Here is a 13,222-nt window from a genome sequence, read left to right as displayed (position 1 = left end):
CGTTCGGTTAACTTCCTAGGAGGAATTTATTTGGCAGCTTCTGTCATTTTATTAGCATAGCGATCGCCATCGACCTAGAGCATACAATACCCATTTTGTCAATTTTTTAATTGATGACACGCCCTAGGGTTTGCTGAAAAAGTATGAGTGGTAGGGGTAGGAGACAGGAGACAGGAGACAGGAGACAGGAGAAATTGGAATTTATAGGAGGTAGGAGCGGGCGTTTTGTAAGAATGATTTTTCTGCCCAACTATGCGCCTAAAATACACTCCTTTTTGAGCATAAAGAGGTGAAAAATTTGCACTGCAATTCGACTCCAAAAATTCTTTAGTCTTTATATGTCAATGCTTTTAGATTTAATCAGCAAGCCCTAATTAACCTCATAAGTTTTACTTTATAGGCAACAATATTTCAAATTCAGTTCCTACTCCTGGAGTTGAGTTAATATGTAATTTTCCCTGATGATTATCAACAACAATTTGATAACTAATTGCCAGTCCTAAACCAGTACCTTTACCTATAGCTTTTGTAGTAAAAAATCTATCAAAAATTTGCTTTTGAATTTTGTAGGCAATACCAGGACCATTATCAACGATACGAATTGAGAGCCAACCATAAATTTCTTTAGAATCTTCAGTAGAAGTTACATTACCTTTCATCTGATAATTAGAATTTAATTCTATGTCATGAGCAGATTTATCCACATTTTGATCTGTATTTTCAGATAAATCTTTAGCTTTAGTATGAATCCATATTTTACCTGGTCTACTATCAGTTTCTTTTTCTTGATACTCTTCTAGAGCATCAAGAGCATTCGTAATCAAATTCATAAACACTTGACTAATTTGACCAGAATGACACAAAATCAACGGTAAATCCCCATAATTTTTAATAATTTCAACTCCACTAACCTTCCAACGATTCTTTAAAATTAATAGAGTACCATCTAAACATTCATTAATATTTGTTTCTTTGCGTTTAGTACCTTCCATGTGAGAAAAATTGCGGAGACTACTAACCAATTGCATCATCCGGTCAGCCGAAATTTCTATACTATTCATCATCTCCAAGTAATCATGTTTGACAAATTCAAAATCAATATCTTCTTTTAAATCTTCAACTTCTTTTATTGGTTCAGGAATATTTTTCTCATAAGTATTAATCAATTTAAGAAAGTCTTGGTAATAACCAGACATAAACTTAGAATTACCTGCCACACAATTAATTGGATTTCTCAGTTCGTGGGCTAAACCTGCTACCATTTGTCCTAACATTACAAGTTTCTCAGTTTGAATTAGTTGTGCTTGAGTTTGTTTCTGTAATAAATCTTTAGCAAGTTGATGAATATAAGATTGAGCAATAAGTAATTTTTGAGTTTCTAAAACTTGATAATCTTCTGGAGAATTTTCTACAATAACTGGTTCATAAATAAATTCTTGAGGTCTCTTTACTGCTTTATCAGCAGCATCTACAATAGGTGTATCTCCTGAGAAGATTAATAATTCAGACTTAATAAAGTCGTATAAGACCTTAACGGAACGATTTAAAAAAATTTCTCTTCCATATTGGCGACTCAACGTTTTGAGAAATTGCTGTTGAGAAATCATACCAATGAATTTACCCGATTTTGTTAAAATAATACCTGGAAGTAGGGGATTTTCTTCAAAAACTTTAGCTAAACTAATTCCTGATGTATCAATTTCAACCCGGATACTATGAAGTTGTAAATCTTTTACAGTGGAACCTAAATCAAGATGGTTATTTAAGTAAGAAAACATAGGTAATAAAGAATAATTAATGACTATTGTAAAGTTTGAGTAATTTGTTCTTAAATCTTTTTAGCTAAGATACCGAGTGACTTAAAATACAGTTCCAGATGAAGTAATAACTGATAAATATTGATGGTTTTATCATACCAATTTTTTTAAATAAATTTAATTTTATGCAATAAAAGCATTACTAATTGAGGATGAAGCACCTGAGTTTACTCCCAAACCTGTTTAACATTACTAATCTCTATAAGCTTAAAAATCAGTAGACAATTTATTTGTCAGAAGGTCTTATAAATTGCTTTTCAGTTTGTTGAATAAAATATTTCGTTTGTCTTGATGTTCCAATCAAATATACCTTTGCCTATTTATTGAAGAGTTAATTGCCAAGATTCTTGAATTCGCAAAAGACAAATATAAACATATTTTACAACAATTAAAAACTATTTATTTTTCCATTTTACTTCAACTTAAGTATTTATACTAAACTAACATATAAAATCTATAAATTTCTTTATAGTTTTCATCATCTCCTTAACTTTTTCTTTGCCTGAAAATAATCTTTATCTGAATTTTTATCAAATTATTTTGGGCTATTTATCTCTATATAATTATGCATAAAAATTTATTGATAGATGATAACTTCAAACCATTTATAGCAATTTTAAATAAAAAAGTATTAGACATCTGTGAATATCAATCAAAATTATTAGCTAAAGAATATTGATTATTAATAAAATGCTTGAGAGTTACTTAATTCATAAAATAGAGTAAAATTCCTTATTTACAGAGCTAAATCAAATACTTCTTAGTAGAACCCATTTGATATCTTTGCACGCGGTATGTGCTTTTGGCATAAAACTCAGAATTCAGTCCTGGTAAAGTCAGGAAATTCAGTTAGAGAATAGGGGAAAAAGCGGATGCAACCCCGTGCCGCCCTTAAGCGCAAGCTGTCGGAACCCGGCGTTCCCGTTCCGGGACCGTAGGGAACGGTGTCCTTGCCATGGGAACGCCGACCAAGAGAAGGGAACGCGCACCAAACAGGTAGAAAAATGCTCCCATCTCCCCATTTCCCCATCTCCCTATCTTTAACTATATAAGTAGTGAACACCGGATCTGGGAACAGCGGGAAAACATTCGGATCATCATCAGCATAAGTCCTAACCTACCTGTCTATTACTATAAATAAAATTTTTGCCCTTGTGTTTTCCATGAGGAATACCTCTAAATTGACTTGTGACTTTTTTAAAAAAACTTTTGACCAGGACGAGTAATCTCAATAATTAGATTTAAGATTCATACTAAATCCGGTTTCGATCAACACTATAGTGCTTAAAGGTAAAGGGTCAGCAGCAAATCATAGATGCTAACCCTAATTTATTCCTATTTAGCAAGGTTTGGCTCCAAACCTACTATTTTTTGTCAATTCTATTGTAACGATGACAAATATTTTTTATCAATTTAATAAGGGTAAATATATTACCTCTTACCCAGGGCAAACTCAATCTAGACAACTACAAAGATATCCAATTGGCATCTTTGATAGTGGTGTGGGTGGAATTGGTGTCTTAAAAGAATCATATCGCCAACTCTCCAGAGAGACCTTTATATATTTTGCTGATACAGCACGACTCCCCTATGGTACAAAATCTCAGGCAGAAATCGTACTATTTGTACGTCAAGTGCTAACATGGATGCAACATCAGGGTGTAAAAATGGTGATCGTTGCCTGCAATACTGCTACTGCTGCAGCAATAGATCGAGTAGCAGTTGAATACAATTTTCCCATTATTGGTATGATTGAACCTGGTGCAAATACAGTTGTCAACAGAGGGAACAAAAAAATAGGTGTCATCGCCACTCGACAGACAGTCAACAGCAATGCTTATCTAAATACTATTCTTAAATTAGATCCTTCAGTTTTAGTATTTCAAGTAGGGGCGCCTGCTTTAGTACCATTAATTGAACAAGGCCGCATTAATGATGTGTATACTTTTGAAGTAGTGCGACAATATCTTAAACCCCTAATTGCACAACAGATAGATACCCTGATCTTAGGTTGTACCCACTATCCCCATCTACTTCATCTATTTAGACAAATTTTAGGCAATTCAGTACAGGTAGTAGACCCTGCCATTGCTGTTGTTAGCACTGCTGCTCGGGAACTTCAACGTTTGGGGATATCAAGCGATCGCCCTCCACACTGTACTAACTTCTATGTCAGTGGTAACCCAGAAGAATTTGCAAAAAAGGTGCAGCTATTCCTGGGTTTTACTCCGATAGTAGAGCAAGTTTGTTTAGAAGTGGAAAGAGTAACAGTTAAATCTGAATCTGTCGCTTGATTCATATAGCAGGGAACAGCGGTGCGACACCGCGGGGTGCGACAGAGGTCTGAACAAAGCGCCACCTGTGGGCGCATTCGCAAGTCAATCTAGCATCTGGTAGCGCACTCGGTGTGAGGGAACAGGCAACAGTGGAAAAAGAATTTCTAGGTTTGATCATCAGTCTATTTCCTAACCAACTCGTTCCTTGCTATAGCAATCCTATTTCAGTTGCGGGTAAAAATATCTTTGAATTTAGGGGACAGGGGTAAAAGTTTCAGAGTTTTTATATATTATCCTTAGATTTTTTACAAATCATTTAGGATTGCTATATAGCAAGCGTTAAAATATTCTTTTTATCGCACTCCTCAAAAAGAATTCTATACTTATGCAAAACTTCAATGATTCAGTAATTAGTAAGATTCAATGACGTTCATAGCTATTATTAGCCAGTAAGTGTATATTATTCTTATGTTTACTACTCCCACTCTCCATCTCCCCATTTCCCCATCTTCCCCACTGCCCCACTCAAGAAAACATAGAAAAGTTTTTGAGATTTGCTATGATTTGGTGCCGTTCTGAGGCTTACATTGTATTCAACAGCGTCAAATATTTTTTTTAGTAGAAACTAGATTAATTTGATTTTTTTAGATATTATTTTTATTTTGTTCCATTTCAATTGAGCCTTAATTAGTTGATTTTAATCAAGTTCAATTAGTTTATATGTATCAAAATATAGGCATAAATATATCCTATCTATTCACAAATTGTATTTGTTATGCTAAACTCTTGTGCATCAATATGGTCATTACTAAGGAAAAAAATTTATGGCTGATATTACAGTTTTAGTTCAGAATGTCGCTTCTGGAACAGATGCAGATAGTAGTATATTCTTCTCCGAGATGTGGGTGGGATTTCATGATGGAGACTTTGACCTTTTTAATTCAAATCCAAGTGAAGCTGCTACTCCTGGTTTGGAAAGGTTAGCTGAAGATGCTATTATTGAACCAACAGGTGAATTTACAACTACTTTATCTACTGAATTTGACGATAGTGGAGCTGGTACTGTTCAAGGAATAGTTCAAGGACCAGTTGTTGAGGGGAGCGATTTTAGGGATTTTTTCCAAGGAGACATTGGTGTTGCCCAATTTACTGTGGATGAAAATGCTGACAGCAGTAGCTACTTTAGTTATGCTTCCATGATCCTGCCTAGTAATGATGCCTTTACTGGTAATGGAAATCCTACTAGGTTTGAAATTTTTGATGACAATGGAAATTTCTTAGGACTAGATTTTGTTGCTAATGGAACAGATATCTGGGATGCAGGAACAGAAGTAAATGATGAAGTTCCTGAAAATACAGCAGCATTAGCTCAAGCAGCTCCAGATACAGGAGTAGATGAAAATGGAACTGTTTTATTACACCCTGGTTTTATTGGCAGTGTCCGAGAAGGTAGCGATGCAGAAGGGAATATTTTACAAGCACGTCCTGACGCTGATTTCACTACAGAAGATGATGGTGCTGGTAATGAAATCGCCCGCATCAGTGTTTTACAAAATATGATCGATACTTCTGGTGAGAATCTTCTCAACGGTTCCGATACAGGGGATTTTCTCTCCGGTCTTGGAGGTGATGATACTTTAAATGGTCTTGGTGGAAGAGATTGGTTAGTTGGTGGTAGGGGTAACGACCTGCTCAGAGGTGGTGAAGGCGATGATATTTTGGCAGGTCGCATTGGGAACGATCGTATGCTTGGCGGTAATGGTGATGATATTTTAAATGGTGGTCAAGGTCGCGATCGCATCAATGGTGGTGCTGGCGACGATACTCTAACTGGTGGTGCGAGTATTGACCGCTTTATCTTCAACACTAATAGTACATTTTCTGCGAATGATGTAGGTGTAGATACAATTACTGATTTCAATCAAGGGCAAGACTTGATACTCCTTGACAAGACTACTTTTGCTGCGCTCCAAAGTGATGCTGGAGCAGGATTTAGTGTTAATGGTGAATTTGATGTGGTTGCCTCAGATGCTGCTGCTGCTACTTCTTCAGCTTTAATTGTTCAGAGTACAGCAACTGGTAGTTTGTTCTATAATCCAAATGGTGTTGCAGATGGTTTTGGTAATGGTGCTGAGTTTGCTAATGTAGGTACTGATGTAACTTTAACTGCAGACGACTTTGTTTTGCGAGCTTAGTTCCCATTTATACCTACACTTATAAGTAATAATTAGAGGGCAGGTTTTTAGAACTCGATCGCGCTTAAGTTAAAGCTTTCAATTAAACCTGCCCCTACAATTTTTTTTTACCTTTACAGGACTTACGCATAAGGTACGAAAAATTAGGATTTGAGATGGCTTCTGTGTGGGTCGCAATGACTAAAATTCGTTGTACTGTGTAAGTCCTATTTTAATTAGAGCTACCTACTTACCTCTGAATTTAATGCTTGTTTATTCACGAAATTTCAATCCAGGAAAAGGGTAGAAACAACTGCTTTTAGTACAATCAATAGCCCATATAATCCCCATTTTCTCTTGTTTAACCAACGTTCTCTACCACATTTGAGGCACATATAATGGTTGCCGTTGTTATGGTCTTTTACCCACAAGCAATTATTTTTGTTACATTCTTTTTGCATGATTTTTTTGCTCCTAAAATTAACTGATAATTTCAGGATATCTAATTGTTATTTGGCTGTACAGGTAGACTTTTTGACTCTACCCTAATTCTAATTAAGAGTAATTTGGGGTAATTTGAGGTAATTTGGAGTAAATAATTTACCCTTTTGTTACAAAGTACATTTTCTAGTTATACTACATTAGGATAGAGTACTAATTGAGCTGATGGGGAACTTTGAACAGTGGGATTAATTTTTGATAACTATTGCTAACCAAGCTGATTTGAAGGGTGAAGATAGAAAATTTTTTTTAAAGATATTTGACATAAAAAATGGGCGTTGCACAGTGACGAATGATTAGGAGAATTGAGGAATTTGTTGATGTTTCAAATAATAGATCAACAAGTGAATTGATCTGTACAACATATCAATGGACTTGGAGTAGCACAAAGTTTTGCGATGTAACCTAGCGTGCGTAGTGTCTCAGACGGCAGTTTTCTCCTTCTACTCTGGTCATTGCTGCGGGTGCTTACTAGGTGATCGCAATCATCAATTAAGCAAGGATACACCTTGTAACCATCTGTAATATAGAGAAAACAAGCCCAACCGTGAATCATCTGCCATAATACTGTAAAGGTAGTGGCGGAGCGATCGCCTATCACAAACTTTAAAATTCCTGGCATTTGGCTATTTACAACTGTCCAGACCCAAATTTTGTTTTTTTTGAGCCGATAAAAGTTTGCAGTTCATCAATTTGAGCAGTCTCAGGAATTTCATAGTTATCATCACAAATCTGTGCTTGGTGCAAGTCGTACCCAATTAAGGACCGTATTATGGGAAATACCAGTCACTCTCTCAATGGCTCGGAATCCCATGCCATTAAGGGACATTTTTACACAAAGCTCTTTAACATCAGAACTATAACCCGCAGGACAGGGGCTATCTCGAAATTGACGGCCACAATCACGGCAAAGATAACTCTGTTTTCCCTGACGATGACCATTTTTCACTACTTTATGGCTTTGACAATAAGGACAGTCCATTTCTCAATAAAATGCTAGAATATCATTCTCTATTGTGCAACACCAAAAAATGAAAATTTGACGGAAGAAAAATTTCGCGAGCAATTCCTTAGTAATTACTCTAAATACACATTTGAATATTACAGAAAAGCAGTTTTTCGTCAATTAAAAATTATTTGTAAAGATATAGACCATGATAGAAAAGGTAAATCTAAAGAAATCTTCAATTGGCTGAAAAGAGAATATGAAACTTGGTATACTCGAAAAGAACATCCTGATATTTTAACAGAATTTCCACAAAAAGTTTCTACTTTTAACAATTTTGATGTTTTACCAGAATCTCAACAACAAGTTTATAATCCATTTATTCCATTGACAGGAATTATAGATAATCCAAAGCTCTTTTTTAATAGAGAGCGAGAAATTAATAGAATTTTTGAGGTACTTAATAGTGGTAGTAGTGTTGCTATTATTGGCAATAGTGGAGTGGGAAAGTCTTCTCTGTTGAGGGCGATCGCTCAAAAAGCTACTCAGTATCTCAGGCAACCTCGAAGGCCAATTGATATAGATTTGCAGCATATTCATAGTGATAATGATTTTTATACAGCTCTTTGTGATGAAGTTGGTATTGAAAAGTGTAGCGGTTATAAATTAAAAAGAAATATCAAGGAATATCGAATTTTACTGTTGCTTGATGTGGTAGAAAATATGATTTATGACTGGTTTACCAATCAACTTCGTAGTCAGTTACGCGCTTTAGCAAATGATATTGTTCCTCCTTTACGTTTGGTAGTTGCTGCTTCTAAGAGACTAGATATTTTATTTCCAGATAGTGGGGAGAAAACTTCTCCATTTAAAAATATTTGTATTGAAGAATATCTAGAACCTTGGAATGAGGAAACTATTTGTGCTTTTATTAAGAGTCGCCTTCGGGCTAATTTTTTGGAGCAAGAATATCAAGGAATTAAGTTTAGTGAGGATGAGATTTTAGAGATTATTAAAACAAGTGGTGGCTATCCTGGTAAAGTGAAGCATCAATGTTATGAATTATTTGAAAGGAAAAAACTATAGTATTTCTTTAATCTATGAGATATAGTTCCAAATATTCCCTATTCCCTATTCCCTATTCCCTATTCCCTCCTATAATAACTGAAATAACTGAAATGACTATATTTCCCCACGACCAATTTGCCAAACAATATTTAGAAGAATTACTATCAAGTATTGGGGAAGTAAAAGCACCTCGTGAAGTTCGAGGAGAAGTCAGACAAATAGATGTTTGGTTTTCACCCCAACCACAACTTCAAGGAAATCCAGAAGAATTAGGATTATTAGGTCGCTTGGCTACAACTTCAGCTTTATTTGAACCTTATCGTAATCCTGTAACCCCTGATGAAATTGATAGTTGTCTTCTCAAATTACTAGAAGTTAAAGGATAAATTAAACGGGAAGCGAACCGAAATAAAACTCGTATTTCTATGAATGATTATCCTAAATTATGGATATTAACTCCTACAGCTTCCCAGAATATATTAGATGGATTTAGAGCTATATTAGATGAAGAAAACTGGTGTTCGGAAATTTACTTTTTAGGAGAATATTTCCGCACAGCAATAAATGTGGCTGAGAATATTAGGTAGGGAAAAAGTTCAGTCTCAAGCCATTGATGAATTAAAAGCATTACCCAAGGATAATATCCATCGAGAAAATGCTTTATTGTTATTAGCAGATTTGCTGAGTAATATAGAATCAAATCCAGATAAAGATCCAGAAGATAGGGAGTTAATTATGAGATTATCACCACTTTTTTCTCAACGTTTAGAAGAAGCTACTCAGTCAGGAGTACAACAAGGAATACAACAAGGTGTACGACAAATGCTCGAAAACTTACTTGTATTTCGCTTTGGCCAATTAGATGACCAGCTAGAGGTAATTATTGAACAGATTATGGAGTTGCAAAAAGAAGATTTGAACAGGCTAATTTTACAGTTATCTAATTTATCTCGTGACGAATTATTAGCTAGATTTAGAGGAGATAGATGAGATTATCACCACTTTTTGCTCAAGCTTTAGAAGAGGTTAATCAGTTGGAAAAACAAGAAGGAAGACAACAAGGTATACAACGAGATATACAACTAAGAAGACAAAAAGGGTATCAAGAAATGCTCGAAAGCTTGCTTGTATTTCGCTTTGGCAAATTAGATAGCCAACTAGAGGTAATTCTTGAACAGATTATGGAGTTGCCAAAAGAAGATTTTAATAGGACAATTTTACAGTTATCTCACTTATCTCGTGACGAATTATTAGCTAGATTTGGAGGTGAAAATTGATGAAATTATAGTAATAATGTGGCAGGGATGTTCCATGGAATGTCCCTACAGAGTTATCATTTTTTTAATGTGGTTAATTCTTACTTTTGACTTTTGACTTTTGACTTTTAACTTCCCTATGTCTAAGCATTCTATTCTTCAGGCAAATAAATCTTACACTTTTCGTTCTTACTTTGAGTTGCCCTACGAAACTGAGGATATTTTAGCTGAATTTGACTACAATTTCAAAAGAGCAAGATTATCTTTGCCTACATCAAGTCGGCAACTGGAACGTTTGTCAGAATTACGTCAGCGAATTGAGGAAACTTTGCCTTTAGTTAGTTTGAGTAGTGAGGCAGCACGGCGAGAAATTTTAATTGCTCCGGTACTTTTAGAGGTAGCTCGTTACTGTCAATGTCAGCTCAGAATTGAATATCCTTTGAGTGTGAATGAAAGGTTAAAGGGTAATCTTGATTACTTGCTACAATCTAATTCTCAACTGTTAGTAATTGAAGCAAAACATGAGGATATGACGCGGGGTTTTACGCAGTTAGCTGTGGAGTTAATTGCATTATCTGAATGGGAACCGGAGCAGGATTTAATTTTTGGTTGTGTCACTATGGGGGAACTTTGGATATTTGGTATTTTGGATAAAAAACAACGTTTAATTCAGCAAAATATTGATTCTTTGAGAGTTCCTGGGGATGTAGAGGCTTTGGTTGATGTGCTTGTGGGAATTTTGGATGTGATCCCCCCAAACCCCCCTTTCCAAGGGGGGCTTTCGAGCCACCAAATTCCTTGAAAGTAGGGGGATATAGAAGAGTGTTATCTCCCCAAACCTGGAAAAATAAAATTTCTTCCTCTGGCTCCCCCCTTTCCAAGGGGGGCAGGGGGGGATCGAGAATTCAGGCTTATGTCATAACTTTATGAAAACAGTAGTTGATGTCAGGAAACCCAACAACTTATAAAACAGCTTGGATATCCAAATAGATTCGATAAACAATGATGAAAAAAAACAATGACTCTGTTCCCCGTCTCGATCTAGCGCCACAGTTGAAGCGACCCCTCTATATTTGGAATCCCTTGGATTATTTGCGGTTACTGTATTGGGTGTTTTTCTTTCCCCAGGCGTTGCCGTGGTATGTGGAAAATTACGGGGGGGGAGAAGGTTTTGCAAGACAAACAACCTGGCAAAGCAAGCTAGAATTTTTGTGTCAGCATCCTAACCATTTGAAATTATTGTTTCAGGGATTAATTTTGACTATTTGTGTTCCCTATTTGTTTTATATATTGCTGCTGCGAACGAATTCTATTATTGATTGGTTTCCTGTGGCGGGAGGTGTGGTGGGAGCCGTGGTGTTCAGCATGGTGTTCGACCTTCCGGGAGACGTGGCGAAACGCGTAGCGGAAGCCGTGGTGTTAGCCGTGGTGTTAGGCGTAGCGCTCGACATGGCGCTCTACATAGCGCTTAACTTTCCGGAAGGCGTAGTGAGGGTTGCAGCGGGAAGTGCGGTGTTAGGCGTGGCGCTCGGCGTAGCAGGAAGTGTGGAGTTTGGTGTGGTAGGAGGTGTGGCGCTCTACTTTTCGGGAGGCATGGCAGAAAGTGTAGCCAAAACTGTGAATATCATTATAAATGCCAGTGTGAAATTCAGTGTAATTTTCGCCATAATCTTCGGTGTGACGTCCGGCGTGATGTCCGGCGTGGCTTTCGGCGTGGTGTTCCCCGTGGCGTATGGCTTGGCGATTTTGCGTCCAGAAAGCTGGTTAATTGGGATACCACTATACTTAATATCTATTCATAATTCTAGTTTGCTGCTACCTCGAATCACTGTTATTCCTCTACCTTTACTGACAAATCAGATCAAATTTTGGTTGAGAAAAGATTGGCAAGTAGCTTTAGAAAATATCGATCAACTTTTAAGATATAGCTTACAATCTACCCCGGTTGTCAATACTATCAATCAGGTTTTAGCAGAACTTCCTCAAGAACAGATTGTTGATCGAGTTGCTCAACTAGCAGAAAATCCCTATGACTGGAAACTTCTTATGTCTGTATCTCATGAAGTTGCTACAGGTTTCTGGCATCTCTACAAACAAAGACCTGAAGCAGCGACAGCAGCATTTGAGAAAGTACGCTCTCTCTCCTACGGCAAGGAAATGTTTCTACTAGCTCAAACCATAACTCAATTTCGAGCAGTAACATCTCCTGATGCTATTGCCGAAGTACAAATTCCCAACTTTCCACCTGAACCTCGTCTACGCCCTGCCACCTGGGAAGCACTCAAAGGTTTGTGTCGCGTTGTTGAAGATACGCAACTTATTGTAAAAGCTACCTCAAAGTCAGCTCGTGCATTTCCCCTTGCTATAGCTATAGGTCAATTAAAAGAAATTCTAGATAATGCTGATGCACTTCCCCAAGCAGAACGAGGTTTAATTCTTGATATTGCTCAAACTTGGGAAGAAGCTTTAGAAAGCATTGCCACAAATTTCGGAGATGTCTACTACTAAACCTATAGAAAATCCCTATGTCATTGGCGATCCAGTAGAGGAAAACTTATCTGTAGGTCGGGAAGATATTATGAGACAGCTTAAGGAACTGTGGGTAATGAATTCTCAGCTAAAGTCTGTTGTTCTCTACAGTCATCGTCGCATGGGAAAAACATCTATTCTGCGGAATGTTGCTAACTGTTCCGGTTCAGATATTCAAGTTGTTTATGTTAACTTCCAAGGTTTAGGAGCTATTTCTGAGGGAATGGGTGAGGTATTTTTAGCAATAGGTGATGAAATTTCAGCAGCTCTCAGCTTTCCCCCTCCAGACACAGACGAATTTCTGAGACTTCCCCAACGAACTTTTAAACTCTACTTAAAACAGGCAATTCAAAAATTAGAGAACAAAGGCTTAATTATTGCCCTCGATGAATTTGAAGAAATTGAAAACCTAATTAACGCCCAACAACTCCCCCCTAACTTCATGGCAGTATTGCGGGGGTTCGTGCAGATGAGTCCGAAAATTGCTTTTGCTTTCGCCGGGTTGCACGCTCTTGAAGAAATGATATAATGTCCGGTAGCATCGTTTGTGTATAATAGAGGAGGAAGAAAAATAATTGCCCGGAGCGATATTGCTACGCAACGCTACCGCGATCGCTACTCTTCAAGCACTTGACAAATCATCAGTAGGCCACCA

At 36.9% G+C, this 13,222-nt stretch carries 12 protein-coding genes and 1 pseudogene; 10 read left to right on the top strand and 3 right to left on the bottom strand.

From position 1 onward, the window contains the following. Positions 1–389: 389 nt before the first annotated feature. On the bottom strand, positions 390–1,778 hold the full coding sequence (locus tag F6K27_RS29720; protein ID WP_287279532.1) for an ATP-binding protein: 1,389 nt from the start codon (positions 1,776–1,778) through the stop codon (positions 390–392). Between the two features lie 1,430 nt (positions 1,779–3,208). On the opposite strand from F6K27_RS29720, the gene murI reads away from it, so the two are divergent. Both murI and F6K27_RS29710 read left to right on the top strand, forming a co-directional pair. Then, entirely contained in the window at positions 3,209–4,111 is a 903-nt protein-coding gene (gene murI / locus F6K27_RS29715) for a glutamate racemase (RefSeq protein ID WP_287279531.1), read from the top strand. Between the two features lie 806 nt (positions 4,112–4,917). After that, complete coding sequence (locus F6K27_RS29710; protein WP_287279530.1) at positions 4,918–6,288, top strand: spondin domain-containing protein; 1,371 nt, start codon at positions 4,918–4,920, stop codon at positions 6,286–6,288. Positions 6,289–6,554: 266 nt separating this feature from the next. On the opposite strand, the gene F6K27_RS29705 is transcribed toward F6K27_RS29710, so the two are convergent. Together F6K27_RS29705 and F6K27_RS29700 are read right to left on the bottom strand one after the other, a co-directional pair. Further along, positions 6,555–6,728, bottom strand: coding sequence for a hypothetical protein (locus tag F6K27_RS29705; protein ID WP_287279529.1), 174 nt, complete (start codon positions 6,726–6,728; stop codon positions 6,555–6,557). 336 nt (positions 6,729–7,064) lie between these two features. Beyond that, positions 7,065–7,750: pseudogene (locus tag F6K27_RS29700) on the bottom strand (IS1 family transposase). Between the two features lie 57 nt (positions 7,751–7,807). On the opposite strand from F6K27_RS29700, the gene F6K27_RS29695 reads away from it, so the two are divergent. The 8 genes from F6K27_RS29695 to F6K27_RS29670 all read left to right on the top strand — a co-directional run bounded on the left by F6K27_RS29695 (position 7,808) and on the right by F6K27_RS29670 (position 13,096). Continuing rightward, positions 7,808–8,800: an AAA family ATPase gene (locus F6K27_RS29695; RefSeq protein WP_287279528.1), complete on the top strand. Its 993-nt coding sequence runs from the start codon at positions 7,808–7,810 to the stop codon at positions 8,798–8,800. Positions 8,801–8,892: 92 nt separating this feature from the next. Then, a complete protein-coding gene (locus F6K27_RS34140) occupies positions 8,893–9,168 on the top strand; it encodes a hypothetical protein (RefSeq protein WP_339379539.1) in 276 nt (91 codons plus the stop codon). 39 nt (positions 9,169–9,207) lie between these two features. Beyond that, complete coding sequence (locus F6K27_RS34135) at positions 9,208–9,369, top strand: hypothetical protein (protein ID WP_353736092.1); 162 nt, start codon at positions 9,208–9,210, stop codon at positions 9,367–9,369. Then, the gene (locus F6K27_RS34130; protein WP_353736091.1) at positions 9,347–9,772 is read left to right on the top strand and encodes a hypothetical protein; all 426 of its coding nucleotides are present in this window, start codon (positions 9,347–9,349) and stop codon (positions 9,770–9,772) included. Before F6K27_RS34135 ends, F6K27_RS34130 begins: the two co-directional genes overlap by 23 nt. Beyond that, on the top strand, positions 9,769–10,059 hold the full coding sequence (locus tag F6K27_RS29685; protein WP_287279527.1) for a hypothetical protein: 291 nt from the start codon (positions 9,769–9,771) through the stop codon (positions 10,057–10,059). Before F6K27_RS34130 ends, F6K27_RS29685 begins: the two co-directional genes overlap by 4 nt. A gap of 118 nt (positions 10,060–10,177) precedes the next feature. Next, positions 10,178–10,840, top strand: coding sequence for a hypothetical protein (locus F6K27_RS29680; protein ID WP_287279526.1), 663 nt, complete (start codon positions 10,178–10,180; stop codon positions 10,838–10,840). A 200-nt stretch (positions 10,841–11,040) separates the two neighbouring features. Continuing rightward, on the top strand, positions 11,041–12,546 hold the full coding sequence (locus F6K27_RS29675) for a hypothetical protein (protein WP_287279525.1): 1,506 nt from the start codon (positions 11,041–11,043) through the stop codon (positions 12,544–12,546). Then, the gene (locus F6K27_RS29670) at positions 12,533–13,096 is read left to right on the top strand and encodes an ATP-binding protein (protein WP_287279524.1); all 564 of its coding nucleotides are present in this window, start codon (positions 12,533–12,535) and stop codon (positions 13,094–13,096) included. Before F6K27_RS29675 ends, F6K27_RS29670 begins: the two co-directional genes overlap by 14 nt. Positions 13,097–13,222: the final 126 nt, after the last annotated feature.

It is taken from the genome of Okeania sp. SIO2F5 (assembly GCF_010692685.1).
Lineage (GTDB): Bacteria > Cyanobacteriota > Cyanobacteriia > Cyanobacteriales > Microcoleaceae > Okeania > Okeania hirsuta.
The sequence above is the reverse complement of the archived record's forward strand: the minus strand, read 5'-3'. Positions and strand labels throughout refer to the sequence as shown.

What these genes read in the sequence shown, in the direction of transcription:
- F6K27_RS29675 (WP_287279525.1), top strand. Translation starts at nt 11,041, where the DNA reads ATGATGAAAAAAAACAATGACTCTGTTCCCCGTCTCGATCTAGCGCCA.
- F6K27_RS29710 (WP_287279530.1), top strand. Translation starts at nt 4,918, where the DNA reads ATGGCTGATATTACAGTTTTAGTTCAGAATGTCGCTTCTGGAACAGAT.
- F6K27_RS29670 (WP_287279524.1), top strand. Translation starts at nt 12,533, where the DNA reads ATGTCTACTACTAAACCTATAGAAAATCCCTATGTCATTGGCGATCCA.
- F6K27_RS29720 (WP_287279532.1), bottom strand. Translation starts at nt 1,778, where the DNA reads ATGTTTTCTTACTTAAATAACCATCTTGATTTAGGTTCCACTGTAAAA.
- F6K27_RS29685 (WP_287279527.1), top strand. Translation starts at nt 9,769, where the DNA reads ATGAGATTATCACCACTTTTTGCTCAAGCTTTAGAAGAGGTTAATCAG.
- F6K27_RS34130 (WP_353736091.1), top strand. Translation starts at nt 9,347, where the DNA reads ATGTGGCTGAGAATATTAGGTAGGGAAAAAGTTCAGTCTCAAGCCATT.
- murI (WP_287279531.1), top strand. Translation starts at nt 3,209, where the DNA reads ATGACAAATATTTTTTATCAATTTAATAAGGGTAAATATATTACCTCT.
- F6K27_RS29680 (WP_287279526.1), top strand. Translation starts at nt 10,178, where the DNA reads ATGTCTAAGCATTCTATTCTTCAGGCAAATAAATCTTACACTTTTCGT.
- F6K27_RS29705 (WP_287279529.1), bottom strand. Translation starts at nt 6,728, where the DNA reads ATGCAAAAAGAATGTAACAAAAATAATTGCTTGTGGGTAAAAGACCAT.
- F6K27_RS34140 (WP_339379539.1), top strand. Translation starts at nt 8,893, where the DNA reads ATGACTATATTTCCCCACGACCAATTTGCCAAACAATATTTAGAAGAA.
- F6K27_RS34135 (WP_353736092.1), top strand. Translation starts at nt 9,208, where the DNA reads ATGAATGATTATCCTAAATTATGGATATTAACTCCTACAGCTTCCCAG.